Here is a 13,925-nt window from a genome sequence, read left to right as displayed (position 1 = left end):
ATCTATTTCAGTCTACTTTCGCGATCCAGTTATAATTACTGGAAGAGAAGGCACTCCCGAGGACGGCGAATTGATTATTTCACCATTGACAGATAGTATCGATGACTTCCCTCCATCAAGACACATGAGGGATTCAAATCCCTTGTCTTTGAAGAATTCTATCATCTCTTTGAAGGTTAAGCCATAGCTAGTCTGCTGATAGCCATCAATTACGATGAAAACAACTTCTCCGGTTTCTTTGACTCCAACAAGCGTTCTTGGAGCTCTGACATCCAGTAGAGATGCTGAATAGTAGTTTCGCTCGTAACTGGTTACAGGCTCGCCTCCATGTATTATCATCGGACCACCTTCAACAGCTCCTGTTACCTTCTTCCCATATGAATTCAACAACTCAAATGAAACAAATTCTCCAACTGAAGCCTTGTTCCCTATCTTCTGTACGGAAGATGGCGAAAGAACCAACACATCTGAACCCTTCTCCACACGGGATACGAAACCCTTTTTGGTAACCATGCCATCCCTTATTACAAGATAGGTGAAGTCATCAAAATCAGGGATACTGTTTCGATACTCATCTGTGTACAAGACGGCTTCTCCTCTATACGGAGAGTTAACTCCCGTGATTTGAAGAAAACGGTCTCCAAACTTGGCCGTGTAGAATACATCCATTCTTGAAACATATACTTCACCACCTTCAGTGAAGTAAATCGCCGGTCTTCCGAGAGTTGGAAGGCCTAGCACTTTGCCATCTCGAACAAGGAGACCTATTGGTAGATTATGATTCTGATCAAAGTATCCGCCATTAATCATTATCTCTGCACCGCTTCTTTTCAGAGTATCCGTTGCCTTCTCAAGACCTGCAATTTCATTGTTAGCGAGTTCAACTCCAAAAGAGAACTTCGAGCCGTCTATTTCGAGATAAGACATTGTGAACTTCTGGCCGCCCGAGTAAGACTCGAATACGTTTAGGTCGAAATCTAAGCTGGCCTCCTGCTGTATTGTTCTTCCCATACCACTTTTACCTCTAATAATCAGCGTCATTCCTTTGATCTCATACTCAACGTCCGACCACGGTTTCTCAGCAGAGATTTTCACAAATCCCCTCCCGGTCGTCACAGACATCCCTTCGTATGAAAGAAATGGATCTACTTTCGCAGGCTTCAGAGTGAGGGCAAGTGATCCGCTTCCGGTCCACCAAATTGTGAAAAAGTCCGGGAGAACATCTCTATCAAGGGTCACATAGATCGCTTCCTGTGTGTTTTGAATACCCTTCACAGTTACCGGCTGAGAATAGAGGATCAGCGCCTCTGCTTCGCTGAAGAAAGATTTGTCTGTAATAGCTGCAAGCAACTCTGCGTTGACTAGAACCTTGCTATCTCTGATAATAAGTGAGTTCTCAAATTCGCTTCCAAACTCCACGGTTGCTCTTTTTGTCTCATGTGAAAGTGAGACGATAATCCCTGACGGAAGAATCATTATCGTCTCTTCTTGGCGAAGAGACTGAGAAACAACTATCCCCCTTATCAACTCACCAATTATGTCCAGTTTTACGAAATCCATTGAACGCTCAACAACTACCGCATCGGCGAAGACCCTTGTCTGTCCTCTATCGTCAAGGTAGATCAGATTCTTTGCTGAAGTTACCAATGAAATTAGCAGGAAACAAATGAACAGGATACGTCTCATTGAATGCACTCCCTACAGTACCTCGTAGACTATCGGAGGAGCCTGCACTCTCTCCTCTGAAACACAAAAACAGTCGCGAATTGCTACAGTTTCCCTTTCAAACCTATCCCTTTGATTAGCATAGACTATGGCGATCGTTTCCCCCTTCTCAACTCTGTCTCCAATCTTCTTAAGAACTCTCAAACCCACAGCCGGGTCTATTCTATCTTCCTTTCGTTCTCTCCCTGCGCCAAGCCTCATGCAGATCAATCCAATTGATTCGGCATCAACCGATTTCACATATCCGCTCACCTGAGATCTAACCTCTTCGATGAGGGCGGCCCTGTCAAAACAACTCTCATAGTTCTCCGAGAAATCCTTTGGCCCTCCTTGAGCATCTACGAATTCGTTGAACTTTTCGATGGCTTCACCAGAGTCGATCATGCGATCAACGATTACTTGTGCATCATCTTCGTCTGCAACACCACCAACTACCAACATCTGGCTTGCAATCACTCTGCAAAGTGAGCTGAAATCATTTGGACCTTTCCCTTTAAGAGTTTCTATTGCTTCCACTACCTCAAGCGAGTTTCCTACCGCGATTCCCAGTGGCTGGTTCATATCGCTTATCACAGCCTTCGTGGTTCTTCCCTTCCTTTTTCCAATGTCTATCATCGCCAACGCAAGTTCTTTAGCCTCTTCAAGGTCTTTCATGAAGGCGCCCGAACCGATCTTGACGTCAAGAAGAATTCCATCGGAATCGATAGCTAGTTTCTTGCTCATTATGCTTGAGGCGATTAGTGAAATCTCATCAACTGTGGCCGTAACGTCTCGCAAAGCATAGAGCTTCTTGTCAGCGATGGCTACCTGTGCGGTTTGACCAGCAAGAGCAATTCCTATTCGTTCTGATTGCTGCTTGAATTCATCAATATCAAGTGAAGTCTTGAAGCCAGGAATCGATTCCAGTTTGTCGATCGTTCCTCCTGTGTGACCCAAACCTCTTCCCGACAGCTTTGCGAAAACCAATCCTGCTGCCGCAACGATCGGTCCAACTACCAGAGTCACTTTGTCGCCCACTCCTCCGGTAGAGTGTTTGTCGACTTTTGTGCCACTAATGGACGAAAGATCGATCTTTTCTCCTGAGTCAGTCATGATCTCTGTCAGACAAAGTCTTTCTTCTGCATCAAGATGATTGAAATACACGGCCATTAACCACGCCGCCATCTGATAGTCTGGAACATTGCCATCTACAAAACCCCGTATCAGCGATCGTAGTTCATCTCTAGTGTTGGAATAGCCGTTTCTCTTCTTGATGATTATGTCGTAAGTTCTCATTTAAACACCTTCTTCAGTGGTAACTTAACTTTCAGAATCGTTCCTGTACCATACTCGCTCTCAAGGGAAATTACTCCGCCGTGTTTTTCGACTATAAAGCGTGTAATAGCCAATCCAAGACCTGTACCACCCATCTTTCTTGATCGGGCCTTATCAACCCTGTAAAACCTTTCAAATATGTGCTTCAGAGAGTCTTCAGGTATTCCAACACCCGTGTCTTCAACTTCAATCATTGCATGGTTGTTTTGAGCATAAGATCTTAGCCATATCTCTCTAGGCCCGTGCTCCTTAGCGGAGGTGTACTTAACGGCATTATCGATCAGGTTCAGAAGAAGTTGAACAAGTCTATCGAAATCTCCTTCTACAAAAATCCCTTCTTCTACGTCAACATTTACTGTAACACCCTTCTCACCTGCAAGGGGATCGACAATTCGAATAACATATTTGACGACTTCTCCGAGCTCTACGTCCTCCTTGCTGAAGGAGGCTTCGCCCGATTCGAGTTTCTCAAGGTCAAGCAAATCGTTTATCAATCTTGTCATTCTTGCCGATTCGTTTTCGATTATTGAAAGAAATCTGTAAACTGTGTCTTTGTCCTCAAGATCATCTTCTGCAAGCGTTTCAGCATATCCATGAATAGATGTTAGCGGTGTTCTAAGCTCATGAGAGACATTGGCAACGAAATCCCTTCTCATCGCCTCAACTTCCTTCTCCTTGGTAATATCCCTAAGAAGAATGAGATATCTCACATCGTTCTTCAGGGAGACTCTCATAATCTTACACTCTCTTATCGTTCTCTTCGGGTAGTAGATCGTTATCTCAGATTCCTGATTCTCTCTAGTTCTTACCGAATCTTCAAACAAATCGCCAATGTAATAATTGTCTATCGCTTCACTTATCTTCCTTCCAATTAGCTTCTTGCTCGAAAGCTCTTGCGCGGCTTTATTAGCGTAATCAATCCTTCCATCCTCTGATACTATCAAGAAGGCATCACTCAGATTATCAAAAATCGTCACAAGATCTTCGATTCTTGCATTTAAAGAAGTTACTTCCTCTTTAATGCTCGAAACAAGCTGCTGAACCTTCTTATAGATGAAAATAAACTCGGCGCTTCTCGGAACTTCTACAAGGTCCGCAAAGCGCCTTTTGGCGGCTTCTAATCTCTCGTTTTTCTGTCTTTCATGCCTGAACAGAATCAAGAAGAGAAAAGCTATCACCGCAACAGTAGCGAGGACAGCATAGAACAACGGATCAATCTTCCTTTCCAGGATCTCTGAACTTGTAACCTTTACCCCTAACAGTGATTATGTACTTTGGATTAGAGGCATCTTCTTCGATCTTAGTTCTTAGGCGTCTAATATGGACGTCAACTGTTCTTGTGTCACCGTAGTAATCATATCCCCACAGCTTGTCCAGGAGAACGTCTCTACTGAAGACTTTGCCCTCATTTTCTGCCAGGAATCTTAGAAGTTCAAATTCCAGAGGAGTAAGGCTGACCATTCGGTTTTTTACCCTTACTTCGTATTTCTCGGTATCGATCTCTAGGTCTCTCGCAAGTATCTTCTTTGGCCTTTCTTCTTTTGCCTGTGCGCTCTGCTGAATCCTTCTGAAAACCGCTCTTATTCTAGCCAGAACTTCTCGCACGCTGAAAGGCTTGGTAATATAGTCGTCTGCTCCGAGCTCGAGTCCCAACACCTTGTCGAATTCTTCGCTCTTAGCACTCAAGAATATAACAGGTGTCTGTCTGAACTTTTCGGTTGCTCTCAGGTTTCTGACCAGTTCGAACCCATCCATTCCTGGAAGCATAATATCAACGATGAACATATCAGTTTCATTGTCCTCGGCGATCTTAAGCGCTTCTTCAGCATCATATGCTTTCAGGACGTTATAGCCCTCCTTTTTCAAGTTAAAAGTAAGGAGTTCCACGATCGAAGGCTCATCGTCAACAACCAGAATACTCTTCTTTGCCATGCTTCTTCCACTCCTTCCGTTTCGAATTCACTTCCTCTGCATATTTTTTCAGAATAGGTGTTGGATCAACTCCACGCTCCACGTGTGCCAATAGCTCCCGGGAATGACTCTTATCGATATTCGCAAGCGCAAACTGAACTTGAGATTCCTTCAAACTCTCGAAATCAAGCTTTACGCCCTCAACCAACAACTCCGATCTGATCTCCTTCTCGTACTTTCTCAGTCCGCTTAGAGACTCCATCGGCATCTCTTCAAATGGAGTACCCGGTTTCGGAATCAAAGGGTTCAAACTAAGAACCACACTTGTATAACCCATGCTTGAAGCCTGTAACGCCATCTCGGCTATCTCTTGTCTATCCTCACGCCTTTCAAAGACGGCTCCATAGATGTAGTACATCTTCACTCTACGGAAACCGTGCTTTCTGCCTAGCTCCAAAGCGCTGAGGATATCTCCTCTGCTTATTCCTTTAGCAAAGGCATCTCTCATTCTCTGGCTTCCACCTTCTGGGGCAATAGTGAAAATACTCTGATTGGACAATCTGAGTGACTTCATTAGAGTATCCGAAACGGAATCGAGCCTAAGAGAAGAAACTGATAATTCGTACCCTTTCTCAATACAGTGTTCGGCTACTTCATCGATACCCGGATAGTCAGTAACGGTTGCTGCCACAAGTCCAAATCTATTCGTGAAGTCAGCTACAGAATCCATCAAGTCAAATACCTCATCAGACTTTCTGAATCTTGGTCTTCCGTATCTGTGACCAGCCACACAAAACCTGCACTTTCTAAAGCATCCTCTGCCTACCTCAATTAGGTACCGGTCTCCAAATACTGAATCGGGACTGATGAATACGCTCTCACCAAGAACATCAGAAAAGAAAGGAGTCACATGTTCCGTCTCTAGAGAAGCAATTATCTCCTTTCTGTGCATCCAGTGGTCAACAGCGGATAGACCATCAAGGAACTCCTCACTTAAGTCTCCCCTGTGAACCACATCGGCAACTTCTGTGAGGAGGTTATCATTGAAGTAAGTCATGGCTCCACCAGCAATGATCACCGGGTGAAACTCATTTCTCTCCTCTTTTCTAAGTGGAACAGAAAACTTATTAAGAATGTCAAAGACGTTCATTAAATCAAGCTCAAAGTGAACAGAAAAAGCCCAAATCTTGAACTCGTCAAGCGGCGTGAGTGAATCAAAAGAATAGTACTTCAGGAAGTCCTTATTGTAAAAGAACCTCTCAGCCCTCACGCTGCCTAATTCGTTAAGCTTTCTCAGCAAAACGTGCGTAGACAGACTTGCACTTCCTACTTCGTACGAATTTGGGTAAATAAGCGCTACCCTAACATCGCCAAATCCACTTACTTCCCTAACAAACCGCTCTCTGAATTTCAAACTCGAGACTTGCTCGTACTCACTCCAGCTTCTTTTGTCTCTCGGTTTACGCACTAAAAACTCTCCTGAGAAAATCAGCAGATATGAATTTACGCGAAAACTCGAAAGAACCAGCTTCAGAACCAAGCTGAGTAACTGACCCCGAAAAGCAGACTTCAGCATTGTCGGAGACAGATTCGATCTTTATGTTGACAACCATCTCTCTTTCCATCAATATCGGAGACTGATGCCTGACAAAGGTCTCGGAAACCACTGAAATCAACGATTCTGACTCAAAATCGGAGATCAGTGAATGGCCGCAGTTATGGATAATCTTCATCAAACCACTAGTCGACAGCAGGTTCAATAGTTCAAAGTCATACCGTTCCGACCACCTAAGCGAAACATCCGACGGAGTAACTGCTAGCGTGAAAGTCTTACCTTGTAGCGACTTCAGCCGCTCAAAATCCAACATTTCGCTTTCACCTCTACTCCTTTGTGATCTCGGGATCGCCTGCTGTCGCCCCAGGAGCAACCTCTACAGTCTCAATATCATCTCTATAATAGTTGCCGGTTTCAAGTCCCAGGATTTCGGCCAGTTCTTTGCCGGAAATCGTCTCCTTCTGAAGAAGATAGTCGGCCGCTTCATCCAGTTTCTTCCTGTAATCCGAAAGAACTCTCTTCGCCCTTTCATAGCACGTCAGAACTATTGTCTTAACCTCTGAATCTATCTCACTGGCAATTTCTTCAGAATAGTTCTTCATTCTTGTGAGCTCTCTTCCGAGAAATACTTCCTCTTCCTCTTTGCCCCAAGCGATTGGTCCCAATCTCTCACTCATTCCAAACTGAGTGACCATACTCCGGGCCATCGCACTTGCTCTTTCCAAATCGCTTGCAGCACCAGTGGTAATCTCGCCAAACACCAGATCTTCCGCCGCTCTTCCACCCAGGGCCTGAGCCATATTGTCTATCAGCTCAGACTTAGTTATTAGATACCTGTCCTCTAGTGGCAGACTTTCCGTGAAGCCGAGAATCGAAGTGCCGCGAGGAATTATTGTAACCTTGTGCACAGGAAAGGCTTTTGGAAGAATCAGACCGACTACGGCATGTCCTAGTTCGTGATAGGCAAGTATCTTCTTCTCACGATCGTTTATTCTCCGAGATCTCTTAGCCGGTCCCGCAAGAACTCTATCGATAGCTTCCTCAAGTTCAACCATTCCAATCATCTTCTTCTTCTTTCTAGCAGAGAGAATTGCCGCTTCATTGATCAGATTCTCCAGGTCCGCTCCAACAAACCCTGGAGTTCTCCTGGCAAGCAGCTGGACATCAACTTCAGGGTCTATAGGTTTACCTCGCATGTGTATCTTCAGGATCTCTGTTCTTCCTTTCAGATCTGGCGGATCAACTGAGATTTTCTTGTCAAATCTACCTGGGCGCAGCAAAGCTTTGTCCAGAATATCTGGTCTGTTCGTGGCCGCAATAACTACAACTCCGGTCCTAGCATCAAATCCGTCCATTTCGACAAGAATCTGGTTCAACGTCTGCTCTCTCTCGTCATGGCCGCCCCCGAGTCCTGCTCCTCTGTGCCTACCCACGGCGTCAATTTCATCAATGAACAGAATCGCAGGCGCTGAAGACTTAGCCTGAGTGAAAAGATCCCTAACTCTTGCCGCTCCAACTCCAACGAAGAGTTCGACGAAGTCCGATCCGCTTATGAAGAAGAAGGGAACCCCTGCTTCTCCGGCCACAGCTCTTGCAAGGAGCGTCTTCCCCGTTCCCGGAGGACCCACCAATAATATACCTTTGGGCATTCTTGCCCCTGTTTCCGTGAACACCGAGGGATCCTTCAAATAACTGACAATGTCGGCTAGCTCCTGCTGGGCCTCCTCAACTCCCGCAACATCCTTGAAAGTCACATGTTTGTCAGTGTTGACATATTTCTTTGCCGGACTCTTAGTGAATGTGAAGGCCTGTGAATTGCGGCCAGACATAGATCTCATCAAGAAGAACCAGATGAATACGATTACTGCAAGAGGAATCATAGTTCCAAGAAGATTCACCCAGAAGAGAGAATCGCTTCCTCTTTCGAATGTGATGTTTACTCCTCTCTCCGCCAATCGGTCTATGTGATTCTGAAAAGTTTGAGTCATAAGAGTCTGAGAGGGGACATACGTCTCAAGCGATCTTCTGGGGTTGTCTCCTGTTATGTACACGACTTTTCCATTATCGTAAACAACTATATCAATAATATTATTAAAGTCATCCAAAAACTTAGTGTAGGGAACTACAACACTTGTCTCAGTTGGATATAGGCCCCTGAGTGCAATTAGCAGGAATATACCCAAAACAACATAGAAGAGAATCATTCCAATCTTGGGCTTTTGATCCACAGAACTACCTCCTTTCAAGGCAAAAAACTACGCTGTCGAGACTGGAGGGGCAAACTCTGCAAAGCTCGCTCGTGACAACACCTGGAATCCAGAGGATATCTCCAAAAGCGTTTTCAAGAACCATAATTCTGCTTGAGAAGCCCTTCAAACCTTTCTCTGTAACTACATCGATAACTTTCTTATTTCTTGACATTCCAAACGGGATGATCTTGTCTCTTTCATCCATCGGCCGCAAGCTCAAAGGGAAGGAGAGCTTATCGCTCGAACATATGCTATTAAAGGCACCGTCCAATCTTTCGATCATCGCTTCCGGAATTTCTTCGTTGCATTCCAGGGAAATCTTCCATCCTTCTAGTTCACGGCTGAAAGGGAGAGAGTCTATACTTTGCCTTTCGATCCGCTTGAATCTAAGTTCTCCCCCGTAGAAGAAGACATATCTGCCAATCTTCGAGGCCTTGATATCTTCTCTAAACTCAACAGTCCACCCTCCTCTACTAGAAATCAGGAGATCGAAAAAGGCAACAACTCGCTCTCTGGAGGGTGGATACTTGTCAGAACTAAGAATAGAAACGATCTCTCTCACCATCTCCAACAAAACGGCCCTTTCAACTTCTTTAAGCTTCAAGGCCTCCACAAAAAAAACACCGTCTGCGAATTCGATCTGCTCCAGAACCTCTTCAACCCTTTCATGGATCAGTGCATATCCATCATTGATGTTTTCAAAGAACCTCCACACGGCCTCATTAAGTGCTGAGTTTATCTTTCTAAGCTCCGGAATGATTCTCAGACGAACGTAATTGCGCTCAAAATCATCCTCAGAGTTGGTTTCATCCTCCATAAATGTAACCCTGTTAATTGTAACATAATCTATAATACGTTGCATATCGCTGAATAGCAGAGGTCTTATCAAATCGCCACCTAACGGGCGCAGTCCAATCACGCCTTTCATGCCAGTTCCCTTCACGATTCTTAGCAGGATATTTTCTACAAGATCGTCTCGATTATGCCCTACGGCGATTAAATCTGCACCGATAGACAACTTAACTTCTCTCAGAAAAACATATCTTACTTCCCTCGCCGCAGACTCTATCGACAAACCGCGCCTCTTTTTCAAAAGCTCATTAACATCTCGTCTTTCGTGAAAGAAGGGTACCGACCGCGCCCGACAGAAATCGCCAATCATACCTGCTTCCTCGACGGGTCCCTTCCTTCGAAGACCATGGTCGAGATTTGCGGCAAAGAGGTCTATTCCCAGCTCCGATTTAAGATTTATCAGAACATTGAGAAGACACATTGAGTCCTTCCCTCCAGAAACTGCTACAAGAATTTTCTGACCACTTTCTATTAGGTCCCATTTCTTGATGAATTCGAGGACTTCCTTCTCGAAATCACTCATTTGCACCACCACCAATAATAATGCGCCCGTAAAGGGCGCATCTGGAGCCAACGAAGGGACTTGAACCCCCAACCTGCTCATTACGAATGAGCCGCTCTACCGGTTGAGCTACGTTGGCACCTGGTTCCAATTCTATATCACCGCTTTTCCTATGTCAATCTGTCATGACGCATAAGAGACGCTTCTTCGTTCCCTTATAACAGTCACCTTAATAACACCGGGATATTCGAGTTCCTCTTCAATTTTCTTGGCAATATCTACGGCCATTTTCTCGGCCAGCAGATCATCAACCTTTTCTGGCTCTACAATTACCCGAATCTCTCTCCCTGCCTGAATTGCGTAGGCCTTTTCTATATGCTTGAATCCGGTCGCAATGTTCTCCAGGTTTTCAAGTCGTTTAATATACATATCAAGCGACTCCCTTCTAGCTCCTGGCCTTGAAGCAGATACAGCATCTGCGGCGGCCACAAGAACCGCTTCAGGGGTCAAAGCCTCCGTCTCACCATGGTGATACTGTATCATATTGACAACCTGAACCTTTTCCCCGTACCTCTTGGCAATCTCTCCCCCAATAATCGCATGAGATCCCTCAACTTCGTGATCAATTGCCTTTCCAATATCGTGAAGGATCGCCCCCCTCTTCGCTTTGTCAATGTTCAAACCCAGTTCGGAAGCCATTAGAGCCGCAAGATGAGCAACCTCAACAGAGTGCTGCAATACGTTCTGACCGTAACTCGTCCTGAACTTAAGCCTTCCTAGTAGTTTGACAAGCTCTGGGTGCATCGAGGGAATACCTACTTTCATCAAAGCTTCCTGACCCGCTTCTTTTATTTCACTGTAGATCTCCTTTTTTGACTTTTCGTACATTTCCTCAATCCTAGCAGGATGAATTCTTCCATCTTCAACGAGCCTATCCAGTGTCATCTTTGCGATCGCCCTCCTAAGAGGATTGAAACAGGATACCACAACAACTTCAGGTGTATCATCGATCACGAGATCCGAACCGGTCAACTTCTCAAATGCTCTGATATTCCTTCCCTCTCTGCCTATGATCCTTCCCTTCATCTCATCGGAAGGAAGGCTTACCGCGCTTACAGTTATATCGCCCGTATAATCTGCCGCATAGCGCTGGACTGAGTTGACGATTACCCATTTGGCGTATCGATTGCCTTCTTCGTCGTAGTGATCTTTCATCTCCTTAAGCTTCTGAGCAAGATCATGTTCGTAGATTTCTTCAGCTCTCCTCAGGACTATCTCTCTGGCATCCTCCATCGAAAGGTCGGCAAGGCTGAACAGTTTCTTCTCTGCTTCTTCTTTCATCTCTTCAACACGAGCCCTTTCGATATCCAACTGTTGTCGAGTCCTCTCAATAGCTTCTTCCTTTTTATCGATGTTATCTTCTCTTCTGGAAATCCTTTCTTCCCATTGCTTCAGTTCTTCTCGATCTCTCTTGAAATCCTTCTCTTGCTCCTCACGAAGCCTGTGGAGTTCTTCACGGCCTTCTAAGAGTGCCTTCTTCTTAAGATGATCCGCCTCTTCCTGAGCCCTCTTGATTATCGACTCTGAATCCTGTTTTGCGGATTTCAGTTGAAGCTCAAGCTCATCCTTTGCCTTCTTCACAGCCAAAGGGGTGAGTATAAAATAAGCCAGCGCAATACCCGCTGCCAGGCCGGCTATTATACCAATCAGTAGCATCATAGTTTCTCATCGCTGGTCCTTTCACCTAGCCTTCGAGGAAACCAGCTCCCTCCCTTCATGATTTCTCTTTGATCTCCTCAATAATCTCATCGATTATCGAAGAGGAAAACCCTCTTCTGTAGAGTTTTCTTCTTATCTTATCAGGATCAGTCAATTCTGTGTTGCCCGCAGCTCTTTTTCCAATCTCTTTCAAGTCGCAACTGTCCAGTTCTAATTTAATTGTATCGTCAATTACCTCTTCTGAGATTCCTAACCCAAGAAGCTCCTGTCGAAGCCTGAACGGGCCTTTGTAATGCACATTCAGTCCGTCGCTTACATAGAGTCTGGCGAAAATGCCGTCGTTAACTAAGCCCTGCTCTTCCAGCTTTTCAATGACCTCTTTGATCTCTTTCTCAGAATACCCCTTCTTGAAGAGCTGTACTTCGATTTCCCTTCTTGACCTCAACCTGTATTTCAAATATCTCAAAGCATCTTTCATTGGATCTGAACCCATCACTTGTCGTCTTCCTTCTCCTCTTTCTTGACTTCCAGGAGCGGCAAACCAAACTTCGTCCTTAGCCTGTTTTCAATCTCGAGCATCAGCTCAGGGTTTTCCTTCAAGAATTCTACTCCATTGGCCTTGCCCTGCCCAAGGCTTACTTCACTATTATCAGGAGTCATGTAAGCGTACCATGCTCCCTTTCTATCTATCATGTTCTCAGAAACCGCAAGATTGAATAGCTCGTTTGCATGCTCGATCCCTTGCCCGTAAATTATGTCAACCTTGGCTTCTCGAAATGGCGGGGCAACTTTGTTCTTCACAACTTTAATGGTTGTCTCGTTTCCAAGAACTGTGTTCCCTTCTCTTATAGCACTGCCCCTCCTAACCTCAAGTCTTACCGAAGCATAGAATTTCAGTGCGACACCCCCGGTTGTTGTTTCAGGATTACCGTAGACTACCCCGATTTTCATTCTTGTTTGGTTAATGAAAATCACGATGCACTTCGATCTACTTACGTTCCCAGAAATCTTCCTAAGTGCCTGTGACATAAGCCGAGCCTGAAGACCAACCTGCAGTTCGCCCATCGCCCCCTCAATCTCGGTGCGAGGCACTAAAGCTGCAACAGAGTCCACTACAATTAGATCGACCGCACTAGACCTGATTAGGCCATCAACAATGTCCAGAGCCTGTTCTCCGTAATCAGGCTGAGATATCAAGAGATTGTCAACATCCACCCCAAGATTCTGCGCATAATGGATATCGAGAGCGTGCTCTGCATCGATGAAGGCAGCTATCCCACCCCGCCTCTGAACTTCTGCAATAGCGTGCAAGGCAATTGTCGTCTTTCCGCTCGATTCAGCACCGTAAACCTCAACTACTCTGCCCCTTGGATAACCCCCCACTGTAAGGGCAATGTCGACAGCAAGTGAGCCGGTTGAGATCACTTCTATACTCTTCTGATCTTCTTTATCTCCCATAAGCATTACCGAACCCTTGCCAAACTGTTTCTCGATATCTTTTATTGCTCTATCAAGTGCGTTTTTCTTATCCTTCGACAGCATGTTCAATCAGTCCTCCTTCAAAGCTGCATGTGAAGACCTTTCTGTACCTAGCTCCTTCCCTGGAGAGAATCGATTCGAATATTGTGGCTTCTCCAACAGGAAATATCACTCGTTCACTATCAAGTGTACTCAAGAATTTCCGCCACATTGGCGGACTGAATTTCATCCTGCCTACAGTCAAATGCGGTCTAAAATTATCTTCAACAGGCAGATTCATTGCTTCAAGAACTACTCGCGTCTCTCTCTGTAGATTAATGAGACTCTGATTTCTTTCAATTCCTACCCAAATAACCTTTGGCAAGTCCTTATGTTTGAAGTAACCTATGCCTCCAGTTTCCAGAGTGAATGAAGGAAACCCTCTCAGTCTACGCGACAACATCGATGCCAGTAAAGAGAGTCTTTCCGGCTCTATGTTGTCAAGAAATGCAAGAGTAACGTGAGAGTTTACTCCCGGAACCCATGATGCCTTGAACCCCATCCTTCTAAGCCTTTCCGAAATACTGTCTATCATAGCGGAAACCCTGTCGCCTGTATCAACTGCGATAAAAGAGCGCAA

The 13,925-nt window shown here is 45.1% G+C and carries 12 protein-coding genes and 1 tRNA gene; all 13 read right to left on the bottom strand.

Features of this window, described 5'->3' with window-relative positions; all coding sequences use genetic code 11:
- Positions 1 to 12: 12 nt before the first annotated feature.
- Positions 13 to 1,686: a phosphodiester glycosidase family protein gene (locus B3157_RS02055; protein ID WP_214079324.1), complete on the bottom strand. Its 1,674-nt coding sequence runs from the start codon at positions 1,684 to 1,686 to the stop codon at positions 13 to 15.
- A gap of 12 nt (positions 1,687 to 1,698) precedes the next feature.
- Positions 1,699 to 3,000, bottom strand: a complete 1,302-nt coding sequence (locus tag B3157_RS02050) for a thymidine phosphorylase (RefSeq protein ID WP_214059778.1) — start codon at positions 2,998 to 3,000, stop codon at positions 1,699 to 1,701.
- On the bottom strand, positions 2,997 to 4,247 hold the full coding sequence (locus B3157_RS02045; protein WP_214059777.1) for a sensor histidine kinase: 1,251 nt from the start codon (positions 4,245 to 4,247) through the stop codon (positions 2,997 to 2,999). The genes B3157_RS02050 and B3157_RS02045 overlap by 4 nt, the downstream gene beginning before the upstream one ends.
- A 4-nt stretch (positions 4,248 to 4,251) precedes the next feature.
- On the bottom strand, positions 4,252 to 4,971 hold the full coding sequence (locus B3157_RS02040; protein WP_214059776.1) for a response regulator transcription factor: 720 nt from the start codon (positions 4,969 to 4,971) through the stop codon (positions 4,252 to 4,254).
- Positions 4,943 to 6,418: a B12-binding domain-containing radical SAM protein gene (locus B3157_RS02035; RefSeq protein WP_214079323.1), complete on the bottom strand. Its 1,476-nt coding sequence runs from the start codon at positions 6,416 to 6,418 to the stop codon at positions 4,943 to 4,945. Before B3157_RS02035 ends, B3157_RS02040 begins: the two co-directional genes overlap by 29 nt.
- Positions 6,411 to 6,818: a thioesterase, FlK family gene (locus B3157_RS02030; protein ID WP_214079322.1), complete on the bottom strand. Its 408-nt coding sequence runs from the start codon at positions 6,816 to 6,818 to the stop codon at positions 6,411 to 6,413. The genes B3157_RS02035 and B3157_RS02030 overlap by 8 nt, the downstream gene beginning before the upstream one ends.
- A 13-nt stretch (positions 6,819 to 6,831) precedes the next feature.
- Complete coding sequence (gene ftsH / locus B3157_RS02025) at positions 6,832 to 8,733, bottom strand: ATP-dependent zinc metalloprotease FtsH (RefSeq protein WP_214079321.1); 1,902 nt, start codon at positions 8,731 to 8,733, stop codon at positions 6,832 to 6,834.
- A 4-nt stretch (positions 8,734 to 8,737) separates the two neighbouring features.
- Entirely contained in the window at positions 8,738 to 10,129 is a 1,392-nt protein-coding gene (tilS, locus tag B3157_RS02020) for a tRNA lysidine(34) synthetase TilS (RefSeq protein ID WP_214079320.1), read from the bottom strand.
- 42 nt (positions 10,130 to 10,171) lie between these two features.
- A tRNA-Thr gene (locus B3157_RS02015) sits at positions 10,172 to 10,247 on the bottom strand.
- 44 nt (positions 10,248 to 10,291) lie between these two features.
- Positions 10,292 to 11,827 (bottom strand): ribonuclease Y, encoded by a 1,536-nt coding sequence (gene rny, locus B3157_RS02010; RefSeq protein ID WP_099830664.1) that lies wholly within the window; start codon positions 11,825 to 11,827, stop codon positions 10,292 to 10,294.
- 55 nt (positions 11,828 to 11,882) lie between these two features.
- Positions 11,883 to 12,320 carry a regulatory protein RecX gene (locus tag B3157_RS02005; protein WP_099830698.1) on the bottom strand — a complete coding sequence of 146 codons (438 nt, stop codon included), beginning with the start codon at positions 12,318 to 12,320 and terminating at the stop codon, positions 11,883 to 11,885.
- Complete coding sequence (recA, locus tag B3157_RS02000) at positions 12,320 to 13,369, bottom strand: recombinase RecA (RefSeq protein ID WP_099830663.1); 1,050 nt, start codon at positions 13,367 to 13,369, stop codon at positions 12,320 to 12,322. The genes B3157_RS02005 and recA overlap by 1 nt, the downstream gene beginning before the upstream one ends.
- Positions 13,353 to 13,925: an RNA 2',3'-cyclic phosphodiesterase gene (thpR, locus tag B3157_RS01995; protein ID WP_099830662.1), complete on the bottom strand. Its 573-nt coding sequence runs from the start codon at positions 13,923 to 13,925 to the stop codon at positions 13,353 to 13,355. The genes recA and thpR overlap by 17 nt, the downstream gene beginning before the upstream one ends.

The organism is Mesotoga sp. UBA5557 (assembly GCF_002425715.1).
Classification (GTDB): Bacteria; Thermotogota; Thermotogae; order Petrotogales; family Kosmotogaceae; genus Mesotoga.
Note: the sequence above shows the minus strand (reverse complement) of the source record. Positions and strands in the feature narration are given on the sequence as shown.

Bases quoted from the DNA above. Each gene is read 5' to 3' on its own strand.
- B3157_RS02040 (WP_214059776.1), bottom strand. From the start codon at position 4,971: ATGGCAAAGAAGAGTATTCTGGTTGTTGACGATGAGCCTTCGATCGTG.
- rny (WP_099830664.1), bottom strand. From the start codon at position 11,827: ATGATGCTACTGATTGGTATAATAGCCGGCCTGGCAGCGGGTATTGCG.
- B3157_RS02030 (WP_214079322.1), bottom strand. From the start codon at position 6,818: ATGTTGGATTTTGAGCGGCTGAAGTCGCTACAAGGTAAGACTTTCACG.
- recA (WP_099830663.1), bottom strand. From the start codon at position 13,369: ATGCTGTCGAAGGATAAGAAAAACGCACTTGATAGAGCAATAAAAGAT.
- B3157_RS02055 (WP_214079324.1), bottom strand. From the start codon at position 1,686: ATGAGACGTATCCTGTTCATTTGTTTCCTGCTAATTTCATTGGTAACT.
- B3157_RS02050 (WP_214059778.1), bottom strand. From the start codon at position 3,000: ATGAGAACTTACGACATAATCATCAAGAAGAGAAACGGCTATTCCAAC.
- B3157_RS02005 (WP_099830698.1), bottom strand. From the start codon at position 12,320: ATGGGTTCAGATCCAATGAAAGATGCTTTGAGATATTTGAAATACAGG.
- tilS (WP_214079320.1), bottom strand. From the start codon at position 10,129: ATGAGTGATTTCGAGAAGGAAGTCCTCGAATTCATCAAGAAATGGGAC.